This is a genomic window from Psychrobacter proteolyticus, assembly GCF_039762275.1.
GTDB lineage: Bacteria > Pseudomonadota > Gammaproteobacteria > Pseudomonadales > Moraxellaceae > Psychrobacter > Psychrobacter proteolyticus_C.
In genome coordinates, this window is sequence record NZ_JBDLOB010000005.1 from 92465 (window position 1) to 118604 (window position 26140).

General features: G+C 43.6%; 25 protein-coding genes. 11 read left to right on the forward strand and 14 right to left on the reverse strand.

Annotated features, from left to right (window positions below):
* Positions 1 to 69 precede the first annotated feature (69 nt).
* Both rpmA and lolA read left to right on the forward strand, forming a co-directional pair.
* Positions 70 to 327, forward strand: coding sequence for a 50S ribosomal protein L27 (rpmA, locus tag ABFV72_RS09285; protein ID WP_021813611.1), 258 nt, complete (start codon positions 70 to 72; stop codon positions 325 to 327).
* A gap of 411 nt (positions 328 to 738) precedes the next feature.
* Entirely contained in the window at positions 739 to 1425 is a 687-nt protein-coding gene (lolA, locus tag ABFV72_RS09290; protein ID WP_347163353.1) for an outer membrane lipoprotein chaperone LolA, read from the forward strand.
* Positions 1426 to 1543: 118 nt separating this feature from the next.
* Here lolA and scpB read toward each other — a convergent pair whose 3' ends face one another.
* From scpB to mrdA, 8 genes are all read right to left on the reverse strand, one after another.
* Positions 1544 to 2104 (reverse strand): SMC-Scp complex subunit ScpB, encoded by a 561-nt coding sequence (gene scpB / locus ABFV72_RS09295; RefSeq protein WP_347163476.1) that lies wholly within the window; start codon positions 2102 to 2104, stop codon positions 1544 to 1546.
* A gap of 124 nt (positions 2105 to 2228) precedes the next feature.
* The gene (locus tag ABFV72_RS09300) at positions 2229 to 3047 is read right to left on the reverse strand and encodes a segregation and condensation protein A (protein WP_347163478.1); all 819 of its coding nucleotides are present in this window, start codon (positions 3045 to 3047) and stop codon (positions 2229 to 2231) included.
* Between the two features lie 180 nt (positions 3048 to 3227).
* Complete coding sequence (locus tag ABFV72_RS09305) at positions 3228 to 4313, reverse strand: tryptophan--tRNA ligase (RefSeq protein WP_347163354.1); 1086 nt, start codon at positions 4311 to 4313, stop codon at positions 3228 to 3230.
* Positions 4314 to 4421: 108 nt separating this feature from the next.
* Positions 4422 to 5510: a lipid A biosynthesis acyltransferase gene (locus ABFV72_RS09310; RefSeq protein ID WP_347163356.1), complete on the reverse strand. Its 1089-nt coding sequence runs from the start codon at positions 5508 to 5510 to the stop codon at positions 4422 to 4424.
* A gap of 332 nt (positions 5511 to 5842) precedes the next feature.
* Complete coding sequence (rpsI, locus tag ABFV72_RS09315; RefSeq protein WP_021813618.1) at positions 5843 to 6229, reverse strand: 30S ribosomal protein S9; 387 nt, start codon at positions 6227 to 6229, stop codon at positions 5843 to 5845.
* A gap of 10 nt (positions 6230 to 6239) precedes the next feature.
* Positions 6240 to 6668 carry a 50S ribosomal protein L13 gene (gene rplM, locus ABFV72_RS09320; protein ID WP_057761004.1) on the reverse strand — a complete coding sequence of 143 codons (429 nt, stop codon included), beginning with the start codon at positions 6666 to 6668 and terminating at the stop codon, positions 6240 to 6242.
* A 210-nt stretch (positions 6669 to 6878) separates the two neighbouring features.
* Positions 6879 to 7565: a 16S rRNA (guanine(966)-N(2))-methyltransferase RsmD gene (gene rsmD, locus ABFV72_RS09325; RefSeq protein ID WP_347163358.1), complete on the reverse strand. Its 687-nt coding sequence runs from the start codon at positions 7563 to 7565 to the stop codon at positions 6879 to 6881.
* 69 nt (positions 7566 to 7634) lie between these two features.
* Positions 7635 to 9620: a penicillin-binding protein 2 gene (gene mrdA / locus ABFV72_RS09330; protein WP_165597007.1), complete on the reverse strand. Its 1986-nt coding sequence runs from the start codon at positions 9618 to 9620 to the stop codon at positions 7635 to 7637.
* A gap of 493 nt (positions 9621 to 10113) precedes the next feature.
* Between mrdA and ABFV72_RS09335 the strand changes: the two genes are divergently transcribed.
* The 6 genes from ABFV72_RS09335 (at position 10114) to adk (ending at position 17263) form a co-directional block, all read left to right on the forward strand.
* Entirely contained in the window at positions 10114 to 11448 is a 1335-nt protein-coding gene (locus ABFV72_RS09335; protein WP_347163360.1) for a hypothetical protein, read from the forward strand.
* A 280-nt stretch (positions 11449 to 11728) separates the two neighbouring features.
* Positions 11729 to 13759 (forward strand): heme lyase CcmF/NrfE family subunit, encoded by a 2031-nt coding sequence (locus ABFV72_RS09340; RefSeq protein WP_179798394.1) that lies wholly within the window; start codon positions 11729 to 11731, stop codon positions 13757 to 13759.
* A gap of 1 nt (position 13760) precedes the next feature.
* Positions 13761 to 14438: a DsbE family thiol:disulfide interchange protein gene (locus tag ABFV72_RS09345; RefSeq protein WP_347163361.1), complete on the forward strand. Its 678-nt coding sequence runs from the start codon at positions 13761 to 13763 to the stop codon at positions 14436 to 14438.
* A 65-nt stretch (positions 14439 to 14503) separates the two neighbouring features.
* Complete coding sequence (locus ABFV72_RS09350; RefSeq protein WP_431192095.1) at positions 14504 to 14992, forward strand: cytochrome c-type biogenesis protein; 489 nt, start codon at positions 14504 to 14506, stop codon at positions 14990 to 14992.
* Complete coding sequence (gene ccmI / locus ABFV72_RS09355) at positions 14989 to 16269, forward strand: c-type cytochrome biogenesis protein CcmI (RefSeq protein WP_298807164.1); 1281 nt, start codon at positions 14989 to 14991, stop codon at positions 16267 to 16269. The genes ABFV72_RS09350 and ccmI overlap by 4 nt, the downstream gene beginning before the upstream one ends.
* Before the next feature lie 340 nt (positions 16270 to 16609).
* Entirely contained in the window at positions 16610 to 17263 is a 654-nt protein-coding gene (adk, locus tag ABFV72_RS09360) for an adenylate kinase (protein ID WP_180952604.1), read from the forward strand.
* Positions 17264 to 17455: 192 nt separating this feature from the next.
* Here the strand turns inward: adk and secB are convergent, their stop codons facing one another.
* The 4 genes from secB to rsgA all read right to left on the reverse strand — a co-directional run bounded on the left by secB (position 17456) and on the right by rsgA (position 20504).
* Positions 17456 to 17908: a protein-export chaperone SecB gene (secB, locus tag ABFV72_RS09365; protein ID WP_057760989.1), complete on the reverse strand. Its 453-nt coding sequence runs from the start codon at positions 17906 to 17908 to the stop codon at positions 17456 to 17458.
* A gap of 192 nt (positions 17909 to 18100) precedes the next feature.
* The gene (grxC, locus tag ABFV72_RS09370; protein WP_021813631.1) at positions 18101 to 18364 is read right to left on the reverse strand and encodes a glutaredoxin 3; all 264 of its coding nucleotides are present in this window, start codon (positions 18362 to 18364) and stop codon (positions 18101 to 18103) included.
* Between the two features lie 359 nt (positions 18365 to 18723).
* Positions 18724 to 19179, reverse strand: coding sequence for a rhodanese-like domain-containing protein (locus ABFV72_RS09375; protein ID WP_057760987.1), 456 nt, complete (start codon positions 19177 to 19179; stop codon positions 18724 to 18726).
* A 221-nt stretch (positions 19180 to 19400) separates the two neighbouring features.
* Positions 19401 to 20504, reverse strand: a complete 1104-nt coding sequence (gene rsgA, locus ABFV72_RS09380) for a ribosome small subunit-dependent GTPase A (RefSeq protein WP_102093737.1) — start codon at positions 20502 to 20504, stop codon at positions 19401 to 19403.
* A 230-nt stretch (positions 20505 to 20734) separates the two neighbouring features.
* On the opposite strand from rsgA, the gene orn reads away from it, so the two are divergent.
* A complete protein-coding gene (gene orn, locus ABFV72_RS09385) occupies positions 20735 to 21322 on the forward strand; it encodes an oligoribonuclease (RefSeq protein ID WP_057760984.1) in 588 nt (195 codons plus the stop codon).
* A gap of 140 nt (positions 21323 to 21462) precedes the next feature.
* On the opposite strand, the gene ABFV72_RS09390 is transcribed toward orn, so the two are convergent.
* Together ABFV72_RS09390 and ABFV72_RS09395 are read right to left on the reverse strand one after the other, a co-directional pair.
* On the reverse strand, positions 21463 to 22332 hold the full coding sequence (locus ABFV72_RS09390; protein WP_347163364.1) for a UDP-2,3-diacylglucosamine diphosphatase: 870 nt from the start codon (positions 22330 to 22332) through the stop codon (positions 21463 to 21465).
* Between the two features lie 123 nt (positions 22333 to 22455).
* On the reverse strand, positions 22456 to 22971 hold the full coding sequence (locus tag ABFV72_RS09395) for a peptidylprolyl isomerase (protein ID WP_057760980.1): 516 nt from the start codon (positions 22969 to 22971) through the stop codon (positions 22456 to 22458).
* Between the two features lie 293 nt (positions 22972 to 23264).
* Here ABFV72_RS09395 and ABFV72_RS09400 point away from each other — a divergent pair, with 293 nt between their 5' ends.
* Both ABFV72_RS09400 and ABFV72_RS09405 read left to right on the forward strand, forming a co-directional pair.
* Positions 23265 to 25004, forward strand: coding sequence for a glutamine--tRNA ligase/YqeY domain fusion protein (locus ABFV72_RS09400; RefSeq protein ID WP_347163366.1), 1740 nt, complete (start codon positions 23265 to 23267; stop codon positions 25002 to 25004).
* Positions 25005 to 25167: 163 nt separating this feature from the next.
* The gene (locus ABFV72_RS09405; protein WP_347163368.1) at positions 25168 to 25911 is read left to right on the forward strand and encodes a phospholipase D family protein; all 744 of its coding nucleotides are present in this window, start codon (positions 25168 to 25170) and stop codon (positions 25909 to 25911) included.
* Positions 25912 to 26140: the final 229 nt, after the last annotated feature.

Here is a 26140-nt window from a genome sequence, read left to right on the forward strand (position 1 = left end):
TAAATAGCGCACTAAATGCTTAAGAGTTATCGCATCAGCGATAAGTCAAATTAACAAGGAGATTTTCTCATGGCACATAAAAAAGCTGCCGGTTCGAGCCGTAACGGTCGTGATTCAAACCCAAAAATGCTAGGCGTAAAAATCTTTGGTGGCCAAGCTATCACAGCTGGTAACATCATCGTTCGTCAACGTGGTACTGAATTCCACGCAGGCGAAGGCGTTGGCATGGGTCGTGACCATACTTTATTTGCACTGAATGACGGTGTTGTAAAGTTTGCGACCAAAGGTAAATTTAACCGTCGTTATGTTACGGTTGAAAACGCATAATTATCTATTTAGATCGTTTTATTCTTTGGATAGAATGATCAGATAATTAAAAAAGCCCTTACTACCTTATGGTAGTAGGGGCTTTTTACGTTTGTAGAGTATCGTAAGGTAATGATGATTCTTCTAAGCGATATTTTTAAGGCCACTATTAGCGTAATTACTATGGCTAAGAGTTCTAACTGCAAACTTTTACCGTGTAACTGCATTGGTTACAAGCGTGTATGGCAGCCGTAGTAAAGATTGCAAATCATGACTAGGCGCGTAATAAAAAAACTGGCACACTGTTGCCATTGCTGATGGTTACCAGTTTTAACTTGGTAAAATCAGTATTTATAGAAAACAAGAATTTCAATAGAACATTTTATTTTTAGTGACAACTTTAAAGCGATTATGCTTTTTTAGAGAGGATTTATGATGAACTTATCTACGAAAAAATCAACCAAACAAAAAATGATGAGTGGTGCTTTAGCAGGTGTATTAATGACATCGCTAGGTATCGCAGCGCCAATGATGGCATTGACTCAAACGGCTACCGCAGCTCCTGCTGACAACCTAACAGCAGCTAAACGTTTGAATAAATTGCTGACCAACACCAAGAGTATGACAGCCAATTTTAGTCAAACAACTGAAGGCGCGAGTAGTGGTACATTTAAAGGCTCTATGAGTGTCCAACGTCCAAATAATTTCCGTTGGGAAACTAAGTCACCATCAGAGCAGTTAATCGTTGCTAATGGTAACTCTATGTGGGTTTATGACAAGGATTTAGAGCAAGCAACTAAGCAGAATGTTGACAGCCAAGTAGGTAATACACCAGCTTTGCTACTGTCGGGTGATCCGAGTAAAATTGATCAAAACTTCAAGATCACTCAGCCATATGACAACAAAAACTACTATGTGCTCTATCCTAAGTCAGACAGCGCAAGTTTCAAAAGTCTTTCAATAAGCTTTAGTGGTGGCAAACCTGTCATGATGGTATTGAATGATACTTTGGGTCAAACAACTTCTATCAAGTTTAGCGGTATTAAGATGAACCCAAGTATTGGTAGCAGTCAGTTTAAATTTACACCACCAAAGGGTGTTGACGTTATTAACCAGTAATTAACCGATATGTTGCTAGGTTTTGATATCAGTTCAAAATCAGCAACGTAATAAAAAGGACAGATCCTATGCGGTCTGTCCTTTTTTATGAGCAGCCATAATTTAGTCAGCAGAAAACTTAAGACATAGATCGTATGGTTGCGATATCTGGCATAGGTGGTAGTTCATCTAGATGGCTTAATCCAAACGCATCTAAAAACTGCGCAGTAGTATGAAGCAATGCAGGACGGCCTAGAGTATCTTTAAAACCTTTCTCCACAATCCATCCTTTATCAAATAACTGGCGCAGTATATTGCTCGATAATGTCACTCCGCGCACATGCTCGATATCACTGCGTGTCACAGGTTGTTTATAAGCAATGACACTTAGGGTTTCAAGTAAAGCTTGGCTCAGGCGTTCCTGACGCTGCGGAAAAGTACGCTGGATTAGACTGCTATAGTCATCAGATATTTGTAAGCGATAACCGCTGGCTGTCTCATGTAGCCTAAGCACACCTGTATCTAAGCGTTGTTGCAGCACTTCCAAGGTTTGCTTTAATTCTTTAGTAGATAATGACAAATGTTTTTTTAATGCGTGAGCGGTCAGCGGTGCCTCTGACGCATGCAACAGCACCTCGATATGTTTACTCATCTCTTCAAGAGAATTATGCTGCGCTTCAGCTGATGGTGATGTAGTCATAGTTGTTGATTCTTGGGTTTCGTCATGTTGCTTTGGGTCTTCAATATCTACCATCTAAAGTATGCTCTTATTTCAATATTGTGATTTTAATAGAGAATGGGCTAGGAGACAGTCTTAGAGCCTACTAGGCTAACCACTGTAACGTAAGTGCGGTAGGCTCACTATCCGTATCAGGTAGTTCGTCATTGGAAACAGATTTGACGATATCGCTATCTGTCTCAATGTTAACCACACCAACCAACTGCCGCTTTATAAGCTCAAGTACGGCGACGAAACTTACAACCACGCCTATTTTACCTTGTGCCTTGTCTAGTAGCTCATAAAAGGAGCGCGCCCCGTCCGTACTTAATTGCCTGCTGATACTGGCAATACGATCGGCAAGTGGTACTGCATCAACTTTGATCGTATGCATTTGATAGTCAGGCTGTAGCTGCATTTTAAATAAACTATCAATCAGCAAGTTAGGTGAGTAGCTTGGCAGTTCCGCATTCATAACGTCTTGACCAGGCATACTAACCATGGCCAAAAAAACATCGCGCTCTAAGCGTACTAGATTGTCTAGGCGCTGACTGACCACTTTGATTTGCGCGTATTCTTCGAGGCGCTCGATCAGTTCTGCTTTTGGATCACGCTCGTCGGTTGGGGTATCAGGGGCAGGTAATAGCAGTTCGGTTTTGATAGCGATGAGCGTTGATGCCATTAGCAGATAATCACCCGCTAATTCAAAGTGCTCGGTATCCAATTCACCGATATAAGCTAAGTATTGCTCAGTGATGGGCAGAATGGGCATTTGGGTCAAATCGACGTTGTTTTTTTTGACCAAATACAACAGAAAATCCAATGGACCAGCAAATTGCTCTAACCAAATAGCAAAGGCTTGCGGTGGTACATACAGGTCTTCTGGCAAATGCTGCACAGGCGTTTGATAGATACGTAGCGACATATCATGGTTGACTGATTCATCATGCTCGCTCTGATTGTATGTAAGTTCGGAGGTTGAATCAGCCATAGCAGATAAGGCGACTTTAGATAAAGCCGCCTGTTTGGTGTTTGGTTCAGTTTGCACGTTTAGCACCCGCTTTGATAATAAGTTGCGCCAGTGAAACGACTATTCCAGCAACGATTATTTAAGCCTAGCAAGCGGACGGATGCCGATAGCACGGCGAGCTTTGTCTAGTTGCTTACGACTATGGCGACGGGCTTTATTCGCACCCATCTGCAAGATTTCTTCTAGCTCTTTTGGATTGGCCATCAGCTCTTCGTAACGTGCACGGAATGGCGCGATTTCTTCATTAATCTTATCAAACAAAGCTTGCTTAGCGTCGCCCCAACCAATACCAGCGGCATAACGCGCACGCATATCAGCAATCTCTTCAGCGGTCGCAAATGCTTTATAAATCTCAAAGATAGCTGAATCATCAGGATCTTTTGGCTCATCAGGTAGCTGTGAGTTAGTCACAATTTTCATGATGGCTTTATGCATTTGTTTTTCAGGACTAACTTGCGGGTTTGGCTCACCGAATAGGGGAATCGTATTGCTATAGCTCTTACTCATCTTGCGGCCATCAAGCCCAGTAAGCAGCGGTATATCGTTATCAACGACTGCTGACGGTAGCGTGAAAAGCGACTTATAACGATGATTAAAAGTACCTGCGATATCACGCGCCATCTCGATATGCTGCACTTGGTCACGACCAACAGGCACATGGGTCGCATTAAACATCAAGATATCAGCCGCCATTAGCACGGGATAACCGAATAGACCCATGGTGACACCTTGATCAGGATCGACATCGGCTTTTTCTGTATTGATATCAACGGCCGCTTTGTAGGCATGGGCGCGGTTCATCAAACCTTTAGCGCATGAGCAGTTCAAAATCCAAGCGAGCTCTGGAATTTCAGGCACGTCTGACTGACGATAGAACGTAACACGCTCAGGGTCTAGGCCACAAGCAATCCATGTGGCGGCAATGGCTCTCGTCGATTCATGAATGATAGCAGGATCATAACAGCCGATGATGCCATGGTAATCTGCCAAAAAGAAAAACGCTTCATGATCACTATTTTGAATAGACTCAATCGCTGGACGAATCGCGCCAACATAGTTACCTAAGTGTGGAATACCAGTTGGCTTGATACCAGTCAGGATGCGCTTGGCTTCGGTTGAAGTATCAGAAGTTTGATTGTCAGGAGTACTGTTATTGCTCATGGAAAATCCGTTATTTTGTTTATCAAATTATTATCAGTGCACAGCTAAAATGCAAAATATTAGCCGCAAAGTATAGCAAACTTCACCAGTATTTTTGGGAATAAAGACTTACTTATAGATATCAGTACGACCATTTGGCCCATGTTTGAAGCGGCGATGAAACCACATCCACTGTGTAGGATCAATACGAATGAGTCCTTCTAAAACTTCATTGACCCGAGTGGCATCAGCGACTTCATCTTTACTTGGATAATTATCTAATTCTGGCGTAATCGTTAAATGATAATGTGGGCGTTTACCACGCGGCAAGTTGTCAGGCGTTTGCCGATAAGTATGCAGTGCCATGACAGCTGGTGGCTTTGCTTTGCTACCCAGTTTCGCCATGCGACGCGATGCAGTAATCGTTGCAGCAAGTACACCGAAAAATGGCGCCATGACACCTTGCTTGAGACCATAGTCTTGATCAGGAGAGTACCAGATGACGTGTCCTGCTTTGATAGAGGTAACTAAGCTTCGCATATCACGACTAGAGATTTGCTTACCAAAAATATTGGTACGACCATTATAAATAAACCAGTCTAATAAAGGATTGTTTTGCGTACGATACATACAGTCTACAGGGAAAAACTGCGCACATAATAGGCCACCCAAATCTAGCATCGTATAATGTGCACCTAGCAGGATAACTGGTCGCTGCTCATTTTGCGCATTAACAATATGCTGTAACCCTGAGATGGATACAGTTCTAGTAAATATATTGGGCCTGAACCAAGCGCATAACGTTTCAAACACGCCAATGCCTTGATTGACAAATACTTGCTTGGCCATTAGTTCACGTTCAGCTTCGGGCTTTTCTGGAAATGCCAGCTTCAGATTGATTAGCGTATCGCGTCTACGTGAGCCAGCAGCTTTATAAATCAATATACCGAGCTTACGACCTAGCCAAAACTGCCAGCGTAATGGCAGATATATCATGGGTAGCATTATCAAGAATAATAACCAAATGCCCCAATTCTTGGGTAATAAGAACTGCCACTGAAATGGCTTGTTATCTGCTTGCGCTGTACGCTTATGGTTTTGGGTAATCGTCGGTGTGCCAGCAGGTATCGCAGGCGACTTAGCCGACTGTTTCATGCTAGGCGGCACGCTGCTATTGGCAGATGGCTTGCTAGGGTCGAATTGTTCTGGCGCTTTCATAATATCCTTCTGCGGCACGGTTTGAGGCATCATGGCTAATAATAAAAAGTTACTGATATGATGGGGTAGCGTTTAATGCTTTGCAAGTTAGAATTTCTACAGACGCTCTACTTTGTAGTATCGAAACAAGGCACTCATGTTAGTTATTGCCGTAAAACAAAGCTGGTTTGAGGAAGACCGTTAGATAATCAACACGCTATCAGTAGGCATAAAAAAACCTTATAAGCTGTGACCAGCTTATAAGGTTTTGCAAAACCAGACTCTTATTTAACTTTGCTACTGAAGCTCTGAGAAAAAGACAACAGCAGCAAAAATATAAGAGATAGTTTTGATTAACGTTTTGAGAACTGTGGACGTTTACGTGCTTTACGTAGACCCAGTTTCTTACGTTCAACTTGACGTGAATCACGAGTAACAAAACCAGCTGCTTTTAGAGCAGGTTTTAAAGTTTCGTCAGCTTCGATTAATGCACGTGTGATGCCGTGGCGGATTGCGCCAGCTTGACCACTAATACCACCGCCTGCAACAGTTACATATAAGTCATATGCGTTAGCAGAGTCTAGTAGTTCTAATGGCTGACGTACAACCATGCGTGAAGTTTCACGGCTGAAGTATTCGTCAAGTGGCTTACCGTTAACAACGATACTACCAGTACCTTTTGATAAAAATACACGAGCAGTAGACGTCTTGCGGCGACCAGTTCCGTAATTGCGTTCCATAAGTATATCCTTAGATGTCTAGTTCTTTAGGTTGCTGTGCAGTATGTGGATGATCAGTACCCGCATAAAGTTTCAGCTTCTTGATCATCGCATAGCCAAGAGGGCCCTTTGGAAGCATACCCTTAACTGCTTTGTGTAGAACATCTTCAGGCTTATGTGCAAGCAACTTATTGAAGTTGGTTTCTTTAATACCACCTGGGTAGCCACTGTGACGATAGTACTTTTTGTCTTGTGCTTTTTTACCCGTTACCGTGATTTTGTCAGCATTGATGACAACAATAAAGTCACCAGTATCAACGTGCGGAGTAAAAGAAGGCTTGTGCTTGCCACGTAAGCGAGTTGCGATTTGAGTGGCTAAGCGACCAAGGGTTTTGCCGTCAGCATCTACGACATACCAGTCATGGGTCACTTCAGCTGGTTTTGCACTAAGTGTTTTCATGATAAAACCTTAAAATTAGAATTCGTTGAGAGTTTAGCTGGGAACGGGGCTCTCAAAAAACAGACTGCACATTATAAGCAGTAGCGCCTACGCTTGCAAGCTGCATTGGGGTTTATTTTCGCCTTATATACATTAAACTGCAGCGTCGGCCAGTTTTTAGCGGTTCTAAACATTTGTAAAATACGTTAACGGCTTTCATTAACCCGACAATTATGACGATGATAGACGATAAAGTCCAGCGACAACTTGTCCGACTTTGGTTTGTTTCAAGCATTCAAAAGCGATTGGTTGCTGAGTAACGCTTGATTGGAGGTCTAAATTCTCATTTAGCGACGCCTCCAACTGCTTAAGCTGTGCTGACAAATCTTTATCAGCTTCTAAATAAATCAGTGTTTCAGTATTTATTAAGGCATTGGTAATAAGCGCAGTCAAAATAGGCTGCCATAAATCCTGAGCATAAGGTGGATCGATAAATACGATATCAAAAGGGCGTGCAGTCAGATGCTCTTGACGCAATACTTGCTCAGCAGTGCCAGTGATGATTTGGTAAGCAGTAGACTCAAGACGTAATTGCTCAGCGCTCTGACGTAGCATGTTACTTTGTGCTGGATTGATTTCGATAAATGTCGTGTGAGCTGCACCGCGAGATAGCGCTTCAAACCCTAGTACGCCACTGCCAGCACAGCTATCGAGCACATGGGCATCATGAATGTCAGCGAGTAGCCAGTTAAATAAAGTCTCCCGCAAGCGATCTGGGGTCGGGCGCAGGCCATCTGCATCGATGAAACTTACAATACGGCGCTTAAACTGACCACCGATAATGCGTACATCACCCGCTGCCGCACTTTTCGCCTTACGGTTATTCTTTGGTGCGCGTCCATTTGAGGCTTTTTTCATTATTGTGTCTCGCTTACCAATTCTTTGCTAGGTTTTGCTTTTTATACTATTAATCACTTAAAGGTCTAGTTACTCAGACGTCGCTGCTGCCGCTTCAGCTTCCGCGGCTTCTTTTTCTTCTAACGCTTTTGCTTCTTTATCACGAATGGCATCACGCATCGCTTTTTCAAAAGCCTTTTGGCGTTTAATAACTTTTAGCTCGTCAGCAGAAGGTGGTAGCACAGGATCTGTCTTGCGTTGTAATACCCAGTAATCAAATAGAGCACGGCCAATAGGTGCTGCAACAGCACTACCACCGCCGCCATTTTCGACCAATACCGCAAGGGCAATCTGCGGGTCTTCTACTGGGGCAAAACCATTAAACCAAGCGTGATCCCAGTGGCGCTTATCAATCGCTGACTTGTCATAACGTTTGCCCTGCGCGATGGACTTCACCTGTGCAGTACCTGTTTTACCAGCGATACGATAGCGCGGGGTATAGATACCGCGTCCTGTACCGTTTTCTACCACGCTTTCCATCGCATCATGCATACGCAACCAGTCGGACGGCTTACCGTTATAGTCGATTTTGCCATCTGGCTTAGTGATGATTTTGACGTCCGCAGCGCCGTCACTGCTCTTTAATAAATGTGGGGTGATGTGCTGCCCTTTACTGGCAGTCATGGCCGTAGCATTGGCAATCTGTAATGGTGTTGCCAAGAAATACCCTTGTCCAATACTGACCGAGATCGTTTCGCCCGGTAGCCAATCTTTATCATAAGTGTCTTTTTTCCATTTTGGTGATGGCATGATGCCTGATTTTTCATTAGGCAAATCAATACCAGTATCCTCACCAAAACCAAAACGCACCATCCAGTCGTGCAGACGCTGAATGCCCATCTCGTAAGCCAACTTATAATAATAAGTATCAACCGACATCGCGATGGATTTTTTTAGATCTACTGTGCCATGACCGCCACGTTTCCAGTCGCGGAATCGATGGCTGTCTCCAGGTAAGCTAAAATAACCAGGGTCATAGATAGTGCTGTTCCAATCACGTAGACCATAATGAATACCGCCCAAACCCTCAAATGGCTTGATAGTAGAGCCAGGTGGGTAGGTACCTTGTAGTGCACGGTTATACAAGGGCTGATCCAAATCTTCACGTAGATCGTCGTAATCTTTAAAAGAAATACCTGATATAAAAGGATTAGGGTCGTAGCTTGGATTACTAACAAATGCCAAGACGTCACCGTTTTTGGGATCTATCGCAACGATTGCACCGCGGCGTCCATCGAGCTGCTGTTGGGCGATGGTTTGCAAACCATAATCCAAGCTCAACGTAATATCGTTACCCGCTATCGGCGGCTTGGTATCCAGTTGACGCAAAATATTGCCATGTGCGTCTGTTTCTACCGATTGATAACCCGGTTGCCCAAGCAAAATATCTTCATAGTAGTCCTCAATACCAATCTTACCAATTAGATCGGTACCAGCGTAACGGTCTTTATCGATACGCTTTGACTCTTTGTCATTGATACGTCCGACATAGCCAATGACATGGGCAAACAGCTCATCGTAAGGATAAGAGCGCGTAAGTTTGCTTTGGATAGATACCCCGCGGAAGAATGGCTTACGCTCACTAAACTGTGCCAACTGTGCTTCTGTTAAATCGATCTTAATCGTCACAGGGTCGTTTTTATTTTTACTTAGACGCGCCAAGATGTCAGTGATATCTGTATCGGTTAAATCAAAAATCGGCGCGAGTAGATGCAACGTGCGTTCAGGATTTTCGACCTCATCAGGACTGAGCATCGCTGTAAAGACTGGCTGGTTGTCTGCCAGTATTACCCCGTTACGATCATAGATATACCCACGACTAGGCGGCGCAGATATCAGTTTGATACGGTTGTTATCGGCTTGCGTTGTGTACTGATCATGAGCGTAGACTTGCAAATACCCATAGCGTGTTATCAAACCGCCCAAACCAATCAATATTATAATCCCAAAGATGATAATACGATTAGTAAAGGTGCTGTTGACCTGTTCGGTATTGGGAGTTATCGGTTTATTCATAGAAGATCAGAGCCCAAACGGTCAGTGAGTCAATAAAAGAAAAATAAGAGGGCAGGTTGGTTAACCAAAGTGCGGTGAGTCTAAAAGATAATGCAAATGGTTTCAATCACATAGAAGGGTATGGGGTGAAATCGTTATGCAGTCATTTATACGCAGGTAGTCTTTGTTATTGCACTACAAATTATAACAGAACAAATGAGCAGGCGCAGTACTCAGTCATATATTTTGTCTTGATTATCTACTGACCAAGCACTAGCTTATATTTAGGTTTTTGTTGGTTAGCAGACGATATGAACCATGTCATCTTTAGTCACAACTTGCCGCTGGTCTATATGTGCTAATAAATGGCAAGTATGCTAAAATCAGGCGATTTATTTCATAGTAGTTATTATGGGCGGAGCGTCTTTTGAAACGTTCTCATTTTGCTAAAGTGTCGCTATCAGTAACGACAGTATTAGCAACGACAATCAACCTGTCAGGGACTAGATAAGTCATGGACGTAAATTCATTATGGCAGACGATAGCTGAACACCCAGAGTTCTTTGCCATGCTGACCATCCCACCAGTGACGGCATTCGTCACTTGGGTACATGTGTGGATGGCGCTCAAGATGCTGTTCTATCCGGTCAAGTTCTGGGGTATTCGTATTCCTAACTTCCCATTTTTTGGGTTACCAGGTATTGGTTGGCAAGGTATCGTTCCGCGCAAAGCGGGCAAAATATCAGGGGTTATCGTTGACCAGACGCTCTCAAAACTCGGTTCACTTGATGAGTTTTTTAAGGCGATGGAACCTGAGCAAATGGCGATATTTGTCACTGATACGGTGGACAAAAACCTTGAGCCATTGATTGATGAGATTATGCTGGATCACTCGCCAGCATTGTGGGGCAATCTGCCTTACGCCCTAAAGCGCCGTGTCTATGCGCAAGCCCATAAAGAGCTACCTAGTATTATGCAGTCGCTTGTGACAGATTTGACTTATCATGTCGAAGACTTGGTCGATATGCGTAAAATGATTGTCAACACCATGGAAAATGATCGTCGTTTGATGGTCAATATGTTTTTAAAGGTCGGTCAAAAAGAGATCGACTTTATCTGGCACATTAGTGCTTTGATTGGTCTGGTATTTGGTATTATCCAGATGTTTATATTTTTGGTGGTGCCGCAGCATTGGACCGTACCATTCTTTGCCGCGATTTGGGGTTTTCTCACCAATTGGATTGCCATTTGGATGGTGTTTAATCCAGTAGAGCCGCGCTTTATCCCTTATTTGAAGTTATTTACGGTGCAAAGTCGCTTTCCATTTATCAAACCCGTCATACCGCATATCGCAAAGTATCGTTTGCAAGGCGGCTTTATGAAGCGCCAAGAGGAAGTTTCTGAGGTTTTTGCTGAGATTGTGGTAAAGGATTTGGTCACTCTAGAAAACATCATGAATGAGATGATGTATGGTGATCGCTCAGCGCAAACGCGTGACTTGATGAAATCGCATCTATATACGGTACTAGAGTCACCAGTGATTAGCACGACACTACGTGTGGGGTTGGGACGCCGCGATTATGGCCAACTCAAAAATACCATTATCGACAAATCTATTGTCGCAACGATGGTGCCACTGCGGGATCCTGAGCTAAATGAAAGCCGAGCCAGTAAGATATTTGGTCTGTTTCGCGATAGAATACGTGCGCTCACGCCAAATGAGTTTCAAAATCTGTTGCGTCCCGCTTTCCGTGAGGATGAGATGACGTTGATTGTTCTGGGCGGTTTGACTGGTTTTCTAGCAGGTTGGTTGCATTTAGTGTTAGTATTTTTCCCCTCGATGCAATAATGCATCAATAAGTATTTTTAATTAGTCATGAACGGCTGTATTGAATAAGCTTTGAATAACTAAAAAATGTAAAATTAACAACAGATAAGCATTTTGTATCAATCATTCATATTGATACGTCACAATGATAGTAGCGGGTTTTATGTGCTTCTACAGCAATTGAAACCTCAGTTTTTAACCGTAAACTATGACCGCATAAAGGACTATTAGCGTTTGCCAGTGGCTAGCAATGCCATCGGTGAACCCTTAATTGTATCCAAGGTAAACAAGGTTAGACCGTATGTTAATCACAGAATTGGGTTATTTTGCCTTGCTGGCCGCTTTTATATTGGCGATTTTGCAGGTGGTATTACCAACCATTGGCGTCATGCGTGACCACGTCGCTTGGCAGCGTTTGGCGCCAAGTCTGGCATGGGCACAATTTGCGGCAATGATTACCTCATTTGCTGCGCTGATGGCAGGCTTTTATTACAACGATTTTAGTCTCGTCTACGTCACTCAGCATTCCAATACATTGCTGCCTTGGTATTACAAGCTGTCGGCGACATGGGGCGGACATGAAGGCTCGCTACTACTGTGGATGACCATCATGGCCACTTGGTGTGCGCTGGTCTCTTACTTCAGTCGTGGGTTGCCGTTGTCCATGCGTGCGCGAGTGCTGGTGATATTGGCAGGCGTGCAGATGATGATGCTAGCGATGCTTATCTTTACCTCATCACCATTTGATCGCACACTACCCAATCTACCTGTTGATGGCGCGGATCTAAACCCTGTATTGCAAGATTTTGGTCTGATCATTCACCCACCGATGCTTTATATGGGCTACGTAGGCATGGTAGTACCATTTGCGTTTTGTATGGCAGCACTGTGGGAAGGGCGTTTGGATGCGGTATGGACACGCTGGTCGCGTCCATGGGCATTAGCTGCTTGGGGTTTCTTAACAGTCGGTATCGCGCTTGGCTCATGGTGGGCTTATTATGAGCTTGGCTGGGGCGGTTGGTGGTTCTGGGATCCAGTAGAGAACGCCTCATTGATGCCGTGGTTGGCAGGAACGGCGCTACTGCATTCACTTGCTGTCACCGAAAAACGCGGTGTATTTAAAGCATGGACAATCATGCTCGCGATCTTTGCTTTTGCGCTTAGTCTGCTTGGTACGTTCTTAGTACGTTCAGGTGTCATCACGTCAGTGCATTCGTTTGCCGCTGATCCGACGCGTGGTCTAGTGATTTTAGTCATCCTCGGTATCATTGTCGGCGGTGGTCTATTGATGTTTGCTGTACGTGGTTGGCGTTTGACGGTCGAGAGTCAGTATCGACTCATCTCACGTGAATCATTTTTGGTGATTAACAACGTTATTATTCTAATTTCAACCTTAGTGGTACTACTTGGTACGCTATATCCTATTATTGCTGATGCCTTTAATTTAGGTCAGGTATCTGTTGGCCCTCCATACTTTAACGCTCTATTTGTGCCGTTGACATGGCTGCTACTGGTAGCGATGGGTATGGGCTCTAATATCCGCTGGAAACAAGACAGCCGCCCGTTATTGGGTGCTGGTATGGTTATCGCGGTGAGCAGTTTGGTATTGGCTGCCATTATCACCTATTTTACCAGTCCATCAGCGATGCTAAATATCGGTGTCACATTGGCTGTGAGCTTTTGGGTGTTGTTATGGATGGTTGTCGATTTCAAAGACAAGACCAAAAATGCACCAAGTCGTTTAAACGGCTTACGTCAGTTGCGTCTAAGCTACTGGGGTCAGCAAACCGCTCATATTGGCGTCATCATTGCAGTTATCGGCGTGGCATTTACCACTACGTTGAGCATTGAGCGCGATGTGGCATTAGGGCCTAATGACAGTGTCAACGTGCAAGGCTATGACTTTACGGTAAAAGGCTTTAGTGAAGTAAAAGGCAGTAACTTTGACGCTACGCAAGCAGAAGTAACAGTCAGTAAAGACGGTCAAGAAGTGACCACGTTATATCCTGAAAAGCGTAACTATATTATCAGTATGATGCCGATGACAGAAGCTGCGATTGATGCCAATCTGATGCGCGATGTCTATGTAGCACTTGGTGAGCCAATTGCTGAAGATAGCAATGAATGGGCTTTCCGTATCTATGTCAAACCGCTTATCCGCTGGATATGGTTGGGTGCGCTTATCATGGCGTTTGGCGCATTGCTCAGTATGCTAGACAATCGTTACCGTATCAAAAAAACCAAAACACCTGCACAAATCGCGGCCAAAAAATCAGGCTTTGCGACGGTTGCAGATTTGGATACGTCAGCTACAAAGATAGGGGAGCGTTAATATGACTACCTCAAACAATGAACCTGATAAAAAAGCTCAGCAAGAAGCGGTTAACGGGATTAAAGCGCCAAGCAGCAATAAAGTAAAAACTAAGAAAAAACTTAAAATTGGGTTTTTGTTTCCACTGGTCATCTTTATTGGTTTGGTCGCTATGCTCTATATGCGTTTGGGCAAACCGACTGATATCGTGACCAATACAGCGCTTGAGCGTCCAGTACCTGCTTTTGAGTTGCCATTATTATCAGATACCAGTCGTATCATGACCAATGACAACTTGCCAGATAAGCCATTCCTCATGAATGTTTGGGGCTCTTGGTGTCCAACTTGTATCATTGAGCATCCTTTTTTGATGAAGCTAGAAGAGCGCGGTGTTAACTTAGTAGGCGTAAACTACAAAGATGATATTGGGGATGCATTAGGGTATCTGAATCGCGGTGGTGACCCGTTCTCTATGTCTATTCAGGACTTATCAGGGCAGTTCGCTCTAGACTTAGGTCTGACTGGTGCGCCTGAGACTTTCATCGTCGATGGTGATGGGATTATTCGTCAGCATATCATCGGTGAGATCAATGAGAGCAATTGGCAAAGTCGTATCACGCCTTGCTTGATGGTACTCAATGACGCTAGTAATAATGGTGTCAGTCCAGATCCGAGCCAAGTTGCGGAGGCGTGCAAATGATAGCCTACCAAATAAGAAACGCGACCATAAAGTTAGTAAGCTTGTTTATCGCTTGTCTATTCAGCATGGCAAGCTTTGCTGCCATTGATGTCTACGATTTTGATTCTGTGCAACAAGAAGCCCAGTATCGCGGTCTTATCGAAGAGCTGCGCTGTCCAAAATGTCAAAACCAAAACTTGGCAGGGTCTGATGCACCCATTGCCCAAGACTTAAAGCAAAAAACCTATGACTTGATAAAAGATGGTCGTAGTGATGGCGAAATTCGAGCCTATATGCAAGAGCGTTATGGTGATTTTATAAGTTATAAGCCGCCAGTACGTCCTTCAACATGGATTTTATGGTTTTTCCCACCATTATTATTGATCGTTTTATTGGTCGGTTGGTTTTGGCATAGTAAACGCCGTCAGCTTGTCGCCAGCGGCGAGAGTGGTGTAGCAGTAGACAACGATGTCAAAGCGTTGTCTGCCGCTGAAAAAGCAGAACTTGATCGCTTATTGTCACGAGTCACTAACGATGACAAAGACGACACTACAAGCCTTGGGGGCAAAAAATGACCATATTTTCTACTGTTGGCTTATTTATTGCGCTAAGTTTACTTGTCGCTCTACTATTGGGCATTATCACCATTAAGCCGTGGTTAAGAGCACCGCGTTCGCATAGTAAGCCTGTGGACAATCAACTGCTGGATATCAACGTTGCTGTGTTTCGTGAGCGACTAGCAGAGCTGAAAACAGACAAAGACAGTGGTATCATTGATGACCATCACTATCAAAACCAGAAGCTTGAGCTTGAGCGTCAGCTTTTGGACGCCCAGCGTGAAGTGTCACCAATGGTCACACCAGGTATCAAAAGCCGATTGATTATTATGGTTTGGGTACCTGTATTAACTGCCATGGCATATCTGATGGTCGGTGATCGCACACCTGTATTTGAGCTGTGGGCTGCTGAGGACAAAGTCGGTCAAGTGGCAGATGATTTATTGACAGGTAGAATCGATCAGCCACCTGCTTGGGCAATTGAGGATGGCAATCAGCTGATTAGTGCCATGCAGACTAACGTCTATCGTCATGCCAGTGACTACAATCGCTGGATGCGCCTATCGGAGCTGTTCTTGTCATTAGAGGCGACTGATTCGGCATTGGAGGCCTTGTCGCGCGCTTATCGTCTATCACCTGATAACGAAGAGATTGCGACCACTTATGCGCAGATCAGTTTCTTTGCTAATAAGGGTCAGTTAGATGCCAATAGCCGCCGAGTGTTAGAAAACATACTGGTCACAAACCCAGAGCACGAGGGCGCACAGATGCTTATGGCGATGGGTGAAGCTCGTGCTAGTAACTTCGATCAAGCGCAAGGCTGGATTAAACGTCTGCGTGACAGTATCGCTGCCAAACCGGGTGATCATACGCAAGCGCTATCAAGTCTAGATGAGCTTAGTGCTAATGTGGTGATGCAGCAGCAGCAGGCCTCTGAAGGCGTCGAGGTGACAGTTAAAATAAATGCTAGTCTGTTACCATTGGTAAAAGCTGACGATACGCTATTCGTAGCGATACGTGACGTGAAAGGTGGTCCACCATTTGCCGCGAAGCGTCTACCAATTAGCAATATCAAACAAGGCGAAGCAGTTATTAGTTTAAGTGATCTTGATGCTATGATGCCAGAGCGTACCTTAGGATCGGCTCGTTCTGATAAAGTACAGTTAGCGGTCATCGCTCGTATCAGCCATAGTGGCAATGCTACCGCAGAGTCAGGCGACCTCTCAGGCAATCCAGTGGTTATCAGCGCAGAACAAAATCAGGTCAACGTGGAAATCAATCAGCAAGTTCCATAGTCATAGTAGTAATATAAATACTGGACGCTAATGGTATGTAGTATACAGGCGCTGTTGCTCGGTAGGGACGCGAGCAACGGTGCTATGATTGTTCTAATTTGAAAGAGATATGAAGTGAAGATGACCCAGATATATAAATGGGCATTTTAAACGCAGTCAATGCTGCTGCTTTTTATCTTGAATTGACCATGTATGAACAGATAAGTCATGCCAACTTATCACATCAATAATGAAAATACTTGAGCTTTGCAGGGCCACAAGGTAAGGTAGCTTTGCAAACAACTAATCCCAGAGTTTTATTAATCCCAAAATCCTATCTATTAAGGAGAGTCGTGTAATGATGCGTATTATTTTACTAGGACCACCAGGCGCCGGTAAAGGTACCCAAGCCCAGTTTATTTCTAAAGAATATGATATTCCACAGATCTCAACTGGCGACATGCTACGTGCAGCAATTAAAGAAGGTAGCGAGCTTGGCAAAAAAGCCAAAGATATCATGAATGCTGGTGGTTTGGTTTCTGATGACCTCATTATCAACCTAGTGAAAGAGCGTATCGCTAAGCCTGATTGTGTGAATGGTTGTATCCTAGATGGTTTCCCGCGCACTATTCCTCAAGCGCAAGCACTTGCAGACGCTGATGTTGCTATTGACCATGTTATCGAAATCAGTGTACCTGATGACGAAATCGTGAGCCGTTTGTCTGGCCGTCGTCAGCATCCAGGTTCAGGTCGTGTTTATCATGTCGATCACAATCCACCAAAGGTTGAAGGCATCGATGACGTCACTGGTGAAGCGCTTATCCAGCGTGAAGATGACCAAGAAGCGACTATCCGTGACCGTCTATCTACTTATCATGAGCAAACGTCAGCATTGGTTGGTTTTTACCAAGACAAAGCTAAAGAAGGCGATGATGCGCCTAACTATGACAAGTTTGATGGTACGCAAGGTATCGATGACGTTAAGCAGCAAATTTTGTCTGCACTAAAAGGCTAATTATCGATGTTAGCTAATTGATTTAGCCAGTCGATGTAGTCGTTGAAGACCCTGTTTGATAACAGGGTTTTTTTATGGCTGATGATTTTATGCCTCATAAAACACACCCACAAAAAAACCGCTTACTCATTATAAGTAAACGGCCTTTTATCAAATATACGACTGATAAAGCTCATATATTTTAATTAATGCTTACGCATTACCTTGAGCATCAACTTGTGCTTGCTGCTGGCTCTGTGCATACGCTTGATCAAAGTTCACAGGTGCTAGTAGCAATTGTGGGAAGCTACCACGCGTCACGATGTCACTGATGACTTCACGAGCATATGGGAACAACACGTTAGGGCAGTATGCGCCTAGGATTTGACCGATTTGATCTTCTGGAATGTCTTTTAGTAAGAAGATACCTGCTTGATGCACTTCAGCGATAAATGCTGCTTCTTCCGCATTTTTGGCAGTAACGCTCACAGTTAGGATGATTTGATAATGATCGTCATCTAGTTTTTCAGCGTTGCTAGACAAATTGATATCAAGCTCTGGGTTCCACTCTTTGGTGAATACGCTAGCGCCTGGGACTTCAAGTGACATGTCTTTTACGTAGATGCGTTCTAGTGCCAATTGTGGTTGTGCTTGTTCTTCAGCCATGGTAAATCCTCTAAAATTAAATCAAATGATTGGGCAAATCGTCATTTTAATAAAAGTTCATTGTAATACAAATCGAGACTATTTTTTGGTATTGTCTCGATATTTTTTATCATTACTTCTTACTGCTCTATTAAAACCTGCCACTGTCTATCTTTACATAAGTAAAGACAGACAGTAAAGAAAGGTAGCAGATTAACCTGCCAATAGCTCGTCAAGTTTGCCTTGCTGGTTCATTTGGTTAAGTTCATCAAAACCACCAACAAAGGTTTCACCAACGAAGATTTGCGGCACAGTGCGGTAGTTATTGGTTTTTTTCATCAGTGCTTGGCGCTCTTCGCTGCTCATATCGTGCATGCCGATTTCTTCATAATCAACGCCTTTAGTCTTTAGTAGTTGTTTGGCGTTTGAGCAGTATGGGCAGATAGGGGTAGTGTAAACTTTTACAGATACAGTCATGGTAAATCCTTATTTATAAATTTATGGGATAACAAACGTATTATAAAGAGCATGATAAATTATCATAGTCTAAGCGTTGGTATAGTCTGTTATCAACGAGTAAAGTAAAAATGCATTCGATAATGCTCATTACTAAAGTGGGGATGGGCATAACAAATTCAAGCCGTTTTGGCGCAAAACGTATTTTAGTGTTGTAAAACCTGATAAATAGAACATAAAAAATAAACCACAAAAAAAGACACCTGATAAAAAGGTGTCTTCTTGATAGCATTAGTAGCACTGATAACGTCAGTCAGGTCACACAAACATCAGCTAAGCGATGTGTATAAATGCTTCACTTAAGCGCCTATACAGGTCTATTACTTGCTTAGACTTGGTTTTGTTTTACCTTTAGCCTTTGCTTTGGCGTCTTTTACACCAACCAATGGCATGCCAGCGCCTTGCCAGCCGCCAATACCGCCCTCTAAGCGATAGACACTATCTTTACCAATCATCTGAATCGCAGCGCCTGCTTGGACGCCCATGTCGCAGATGATAATCACTGGCTGCTCAATCGCGCGAATCTCTTCTAAGCGGTCTTTGAGGTCAGTGAATGGTATGTTACGGCTGCCTTGAATATAGCCTGATTCAAACTTCTTCTTAGCGCGAATATCGATAAGCTGCGCGTTTTGAGAGTTGACCATCATGCCAAGCGTGTTAGGCGATATTTTTCTACCGCTACGTTTGTTTTCAATCGTAAAAAACAGTATAGCAAGTACGGCTAATATACCAAATAAAAACGGGTGGTTGCCCACAAATTCCAGCGCACGATCCAAACCATACCTCCAAAAAAATAAGTGTTCTATTAAGCTGAGAAGACAGCCCAATGATAATGAACAAGGCGCTATTATACCGATAAGGCCATCTATAGTAAACGGGCGATGACATGGGCAATAATTGGGCGGTTATTGTACTTATCTATGGATCTTCTCAGCCTAATAAAAATATCTACTCACAAGACCGTGTTTAATTAAAGCGAACAGTAACAAGCCAAATATTAATAAGGCTTCGTATCTGCCTCTTCTCGTAGCGTGACGAGGTTTTCAACGCGGCGCTGCAATACTTCACCATCAGCTACTGCTTGCCATAGCGCGCAGCCTTTGCTGTTGTGAGTATGGCGACAGTCACGGAATTGGCAACCGCCGGCCAATGGTGCTAACTCAACGAAGCCTGAAATAATATCATCAGGGGTGAGGTGCCAAATGCCATACTCACGAATCCCTGGTGTATCGACGATACCGCCTTGGGTGAGGTCTTCGGGGTTAAATGGCAGCAGTCTACTGGTCGTCGTGGTGTGCTGACCGAGCTTAGAGTTTTGTGAGATGATATTGACGCTCTGTCCAGAGTCAGGCAGAAGGGCGTTAATTAGACTGCTTTTGCCGACACCAGATTGACCCGCGAAGATCACCAGCTTTTTATCTATATAGCGTTTTAGTTCATCAAGGCCTTCTTGCTCATCGCTCTCAGCGATATTTTCAGGGCAGTCGACCGAAGTTAGAACACTTTCATAGCCAAGCGCGGCATATTGTGCCAATAATTCATTGGTGTCCACGCCATTTTCTGCTGCCAACAGATCGGCTTTGTTGAGTACCAATAGTGGTTTGACACCTGCATGATGGCATACCACGAGATAGCGATCGATCAACGTTGGCGCGGCGGCAGGCAGTGGTGCAAAAACAATCGCCAAAATATCGACATTCGCGGCAACAGGTTTGAGCTTATGGTAGCGGTCAGGACGAGAAACCAGCGATGTACGCGGTTTGACCGCTTCGATACGTCCAAAGCCAGTATTAGAGTCGGCATTCCAGCGTACTTGATCGCCAGCAGCTAGCATCGGTAGATTGGTACGCACATGACAGCGCCAAATATCATTCAATTCAAGCGTTTGCCAAAACGGCTCAGGATCATCAGGTGCAATCTCTGGCTGCTCAGGTATGACAGCTGGCAGGCTAGTGACTTGTACTTCTAGTTGCTTACCATAATGCGCCATGACCACGCCATCCATCAAACTGTCATCAATACTATCTTGATTGGACAGTTGCTGCTTGTCGATGCGACGAATCTGTTGTTTAGTCAGTTTGCGTTGCCGGATTAATGCCATGGGTTTTTGACCTATTATAAAAATATTGCTAAGTGTAGCGTGAAAATTTGCTAACATACAGCCTAAAGCGTCTGCGGCAGACAGTGGTTTTGTAATATTTTGGCTGCTTGCTAAATTTTTTGAATCAATCAGTGCATTGCAATGCTGTCTGAATATGAGTATTCAACCGTAATACGTTTTTTAAATTATGTTTAAAACTGTCCCAAAATTTAATGACCATAGGATATTGTATGACTACCGGTGACCATCCCAATAAGATTAAAATCAAAAATCAAGGCAAAAAAGGGCTGGTGTGGATTGATTTAGAAATGACCGGACTTGATACCTTAAACGATGAGATTATCGAGATTGCTACTGTCGTTACTGACGAAGATTTGAATGTACTTGCTGAAGGGCCTGTGTTTGCTATCAAAGTATCGGATCAAGTCTTAAATAAGATGGATGACTGGAATACCAAGCAGCATGGTCAATCAGGATTGGTCGATCGTGTACGTCGTAGTACGGTGACATTGGCAGAAGCCGAAGCGGAGACCATCAAGTTCCTGAATAAATGGGTTGATAGTGGTAAGTCACCAATGTGCGGTAACTCTATCTGCCAAGATCGTCGATTTATGGCGCGCCAAATGCCAGAGCTTGAGCGATTCTTCCATTATCGCAATCTTGACGTGTCATCAATTAAAGAGCTTTGTTTCCGCTGGCGTCCTGATATCTTAAAGAATTTTGAGAAAGGTGGCAGTCATTTAGCCCTAGACGATATTCGTGACTCTATTCGTGAGCTAAAGCATTACCGTCAGCATTTCTTTAAGCTAATACCTTAAGTAAATAGCAAGCAAGCGATAAGCTATTTAAAAGTGTAGTAAATTAAAAGTGTAGGCAAAGAATTATAGTAAAAAATAAAAAGGGTCTGTTGATATTTCAACAGACCCTTTTTATTTTTAAGCTAGATTCAACGATAAAATCAAACAAGCATTGTAAACTCAAACAATTCAAACTTAGCATCATTACTGCTTAAATCGTTACTATTCAAACCGTCATTTGAATGCTCGTCGCCTGTTACTGCACCAATCACAGCACTGACTTTAGGCTGGCGGGTGTCTTGATCTAACAATCGCCAGTCGCCAAGCACGTAGCGCTTTTTATCATTAGTTGCCTGATGAATGTCTGGACGATGAGTATGTCCGTGCAACAACGCATCGCTAGTAGCAATAGCTTGACGTACGGCTTTATCATTTACATCCATGATATGCGCAGCTTTGTTCGCATTGTTCTGTTGGCTTTTTTTGCGCATATTATCTGCTATGGCTAAGCGTTTTTCTAATGACTTATTAAGCAAATACCACTGAGTTAGACGATTGCGCATAATTTTGCGAAAGAACTGATATTTTTTATCATCAGTACAGAGTGCATCACCGTGTTCTAAGCGGTAATTTTGTGCTCCAACGGCTAAAGCGTATGGCTCATAAATTAGCTCACCACCGAACATATTACAAAACGGCTGACCCAACAGAAAGTCACGGTTACCGTGCATGACCAATATTTCACAGCCATTGATACGTAGCTGCTTGAGTTTGGTGATAAGTGGAGTCAACCAGTGCGCTATCTTCTCGTCTTCTGACAACGATAAATACGTATCATCACCTAGCCATACCTCAAACCAATCACCCAATATAAAGAGGCGTTTGAGCGCAGGCAGGGCGAGACAGTCATCTAATAGCGCCAAAAAAGCCTGCACTAAGGCAGGCTCCTGAGGCGATAAATGCAAATCGCTAATCAATACTTGCCGCACTTGATGAGGGCGGGTCGTGATTAAGTGATTAAAACTTTGCATTTATCTTGGTCCTCGTGACTTATCGTATAGCGAGCATGATTTAATAAACTCTATTAAATCATGCTCGCTCATTCACAGCTATCGCTAAGTAACTATTACTGACTAGCTGCTATTGAATGACTATTACTGAGTAATGATGGTTGCTGAGTTGATAACAACTGGCTCTTTTGGCACATCAGCATGCATGCCGAAACGACCAGTTGGTACGCTGCGCATTTTTTCGATAACGTCCATACCGCTTGTTACTTTACCAAATACGGTGTAACCCCAACCTTGCATGTTTTTGCCAGAGTGGTTTAGGAAGTCGTTGTCTTTTACGTTGATGAAGAACTGGCTAGTCGCTGAATGCGGATCTTGGGTACGCGCCATTGCGATAGTACCTTTGTCATTTTTCAGACCGTTGTCCGCTTCGTTTTCGATAGGCGCGTTGGTTGGTTTTTCATTCATCTCAGCGTCCATTCCGCCACCTTGAATCATGAAACCATCAATGATGCGATGGAAAATTGTACCGTCATACTGACCAGATTTTACGTAGTTTAAAAAGTTCTCTACGGTTTTTGGTGCTTTTTCTTCGTTGAGTTCGATAACGATCGCACCCATATTAGTTTCAAGTTCTACTACTGGTGGCATGTCTACCATGGGATATTCCTTTTTGATTGCAGCGCCTTAAATAGCACTATTGTGAGTGGTGGTTAAAAAGTTACGGGTAGTCTAACGGCTTTTTTATCCTGTGTCATGTATCAGGCTGTTAATGCGTTTGCGAAACCTGATAGAATAACGCAACTTTACCCATTTTTGACAAATTTTGATAATGCGGTCGCACTATCTAAGTTTTAATATTCTCGTTTTATTTTAACACTTTAGTTTAAACGTTTCGTGATGCGTGATGGCACGCACCATGAACTGACAATTTGCGTTAGGAGCAATGCCCGATGAGTGATCACTCAAGCAACAATGCACAAAAAGACGAAGCAAAAAACGATTTTATTCGTAATATCATTCGTGACGATGTCAATGCGCAAAAATACCAGCAAATTGTAACGCGCTTTCCGCCTGAGCCAAATGGCTACCTGCATTTAGGTCACGTAAAATCTATCTGCTTAAACTTTGGTGTGGCCAAAGAGTTCGGCGGTGTGTGCAACCTGCGCTTTGATGACACCAACCCAACCGCTGAAAAGCAAGATTACATCGACAATATTAAGAACGATGTGCAGTGGTTAGGTTTTGAGTGGGCAGGCGAGGCGCATCATGCCTCAGGTTATTTCGATCAGTTACATGCCTGGGCAATCCAGTTGATTGAGCAAGGCGACGCTTATGTTGATTTGCAAACCCCTGAGCAAATCAAAGAAAACCGTGGTTCATTCAATGAAGCGGGAACGCCTTCACCATATCGTGATGCCAGTGTTGAAGAAAATCTAGCGCTGTTCAACGAGATGAAAGACGGTAAATACGCTGAAGGAAAGGCTATTTTGCGCGCCAAGATTGATATGGCTAGCCCAAATATGAACCTGCGTGATCCTGTCATCTATCGCGTGATGCATCAAGCGCATCATCAGACTGGTGATAAATGGTGCATTTATCCAATGTATGACTTTGCTCATCCACTCTCGGATGCGTTAGAAGGGATTACCCATTCATTATGTACGCTTGAGTTTGAAGATCATCGTCCATTCTATGATTGGGTCATCGAAAAAATCGGCTTTGACGTACCACCACGTCAGTACGAGTTTAGCCGCTTAAACGTTGACCATACATTGACCAGTAAGCGTAAGCTAAAGCAACTGGTAGATGAAGGTATCGTCAGTGGTTGGAATGACCCACGTATGCCTACCGTCGCTGGTATGCGTCGCCGTGGTTATACGCCAGAAGGCTTGCGTGATTTTTGTGAGCGTGTGGGCGTGACCAAAGCGGATAGTGTGGTTGATTTCCGTTTGCTAGAGTTTAGCGTTCGTCAGTCGTTGGAGACGACAACTGGTCGCGGTATGGCGGTGCTAAAGCCGTTAAAAGTGACTATCACTAACTTTAGCGAAGCGGTCAGCAGTTGGGAGTCGCAAAAAGCCGATAGCGTTAATGCACGTTTTGACAATGCGACTCAGACGCTTTGGTTGACTCAGCCGAACCATCCTAACGTCGATATGGGTGAGCGTGAGATTCCGTTTACCGAGACGCTATACATCGATCAAGGTGATTACGAGATTGAACCGCCAGCAGGCTATAAGCGTCTCTCTCCAGAAAAGCCAGAGATTCGTCTGCGTAACACCTACGTACTAGCCGTCACTGAACATATCACTGATGAAAATGGTAATGTCGTTGAGCTAAAAGCGACGATTGACCCTGCTACTTTGGGCAATAACCCTGAAGGGCGTAAGGTCAAAGGCGTGATTCATTGGGTATCAGCCAGTCAAGGTGTGCCAGCGACTGTGCGTATGTACGAGCAGTTATTCAGTGCTGAGGACCCAAGTGGTGCCGCTGATGTTCATCAAGCGCTAAACCCGAACTCGCTCACCGAGCTAAATGCAGTGGTTGAGCCATCTTTGGTCAATGCAGATGCTGGTACACGCTTCCAGTTTGAGCGTGAAGGTTACTTCATCTCCGACAGCGAAGATCACAGCACGGATAAGCCAGTATTTAACCAAATCGTTAGCTTGCGTGATAGCTATAAGCCAGCTTAATTTATGTTGGCTTAGTATTTAAAAGTATCCTTATCCAAATAGATATTTTGAAATAATACTGAACAATAGTAGTTTGCAAGTTAGCCCATTTCTAGTACGCTAGGAATGGGCTTTTTTATGTGCAGTTATAAATTTAAGCATAGTAAGATTTGAGGAAATAAGAATGGCAAAGTTTCTAAACAGCAGTGGTACAACGTATCATTTAGAAGAGTTGATTGAAAACGCTTCTGACAGGTTGATTATTATTAGCCCATATTTGAAGCTTAATGAACGTATCAAAGAGTTATTGGAAGACCGCAACCGTCTCAAGATCGACATTCGCATCGTTTATGGCAAGAATGATTTGCACCCTGAAGAAATAAACTGGCTCAAAAACCTGAGCTTTATTCGTACTAGCTTTTGCAAAAACTTACATGCGAAATGCTACCTGAATGAAAATGAATGCATTATTACCAGTTTAAATCTTTATGAGTTTAGCCAAGTTAATAACAATGAGATGGGCGTACTGATTTATCGTAATGATGATGCCAAACTTTATGTCGACACCTATGAGGAAGCGCAGCGCATCATTCGTATCAGTGATGAAGTGAGAATGTCCCTTGAAAAAGTGACCGAAACTGAAAGTAAGTCTGAGCCTAGTACCAAAACAACAAACTCTACTACCAACGTAACCGGTAACTCTACGACAGAAACCACACCTAATTACTCTAAACTGACCACCGCCAAGCTTGCTAAAGAGTTGGGCTTTAAAACGCAAGAGTTGAATGACAAGCTGCTTGCAGCGGGTTATCTACAATCGCAAGATGGTGAGCTAGTATTGACTGATGCTGGACGTGCAGCTGGTGGTACCAGTAAAAAGGGTAAGTTTGGCGAGTTTTGCTTATGGGATGCAGGTATGGTGGTTTGATTATTTATCAAAGATGCTTGTCCATAAAATTCATTAAAAGATTTGTCCATCAGCTTAGAGTTAAACGGAATAACCGCATTACAATCCATCACAAGACATTCATAACCAGTTTGTTAAGATAAAGTCAGTTTTTACGGATGTGCTTTATGTTATATTTGATAGCTGAGCACGTCGATGATAATAATAGAACGCGAGGCCGACGTGTCGATATAAGCGTTCATTCACATAG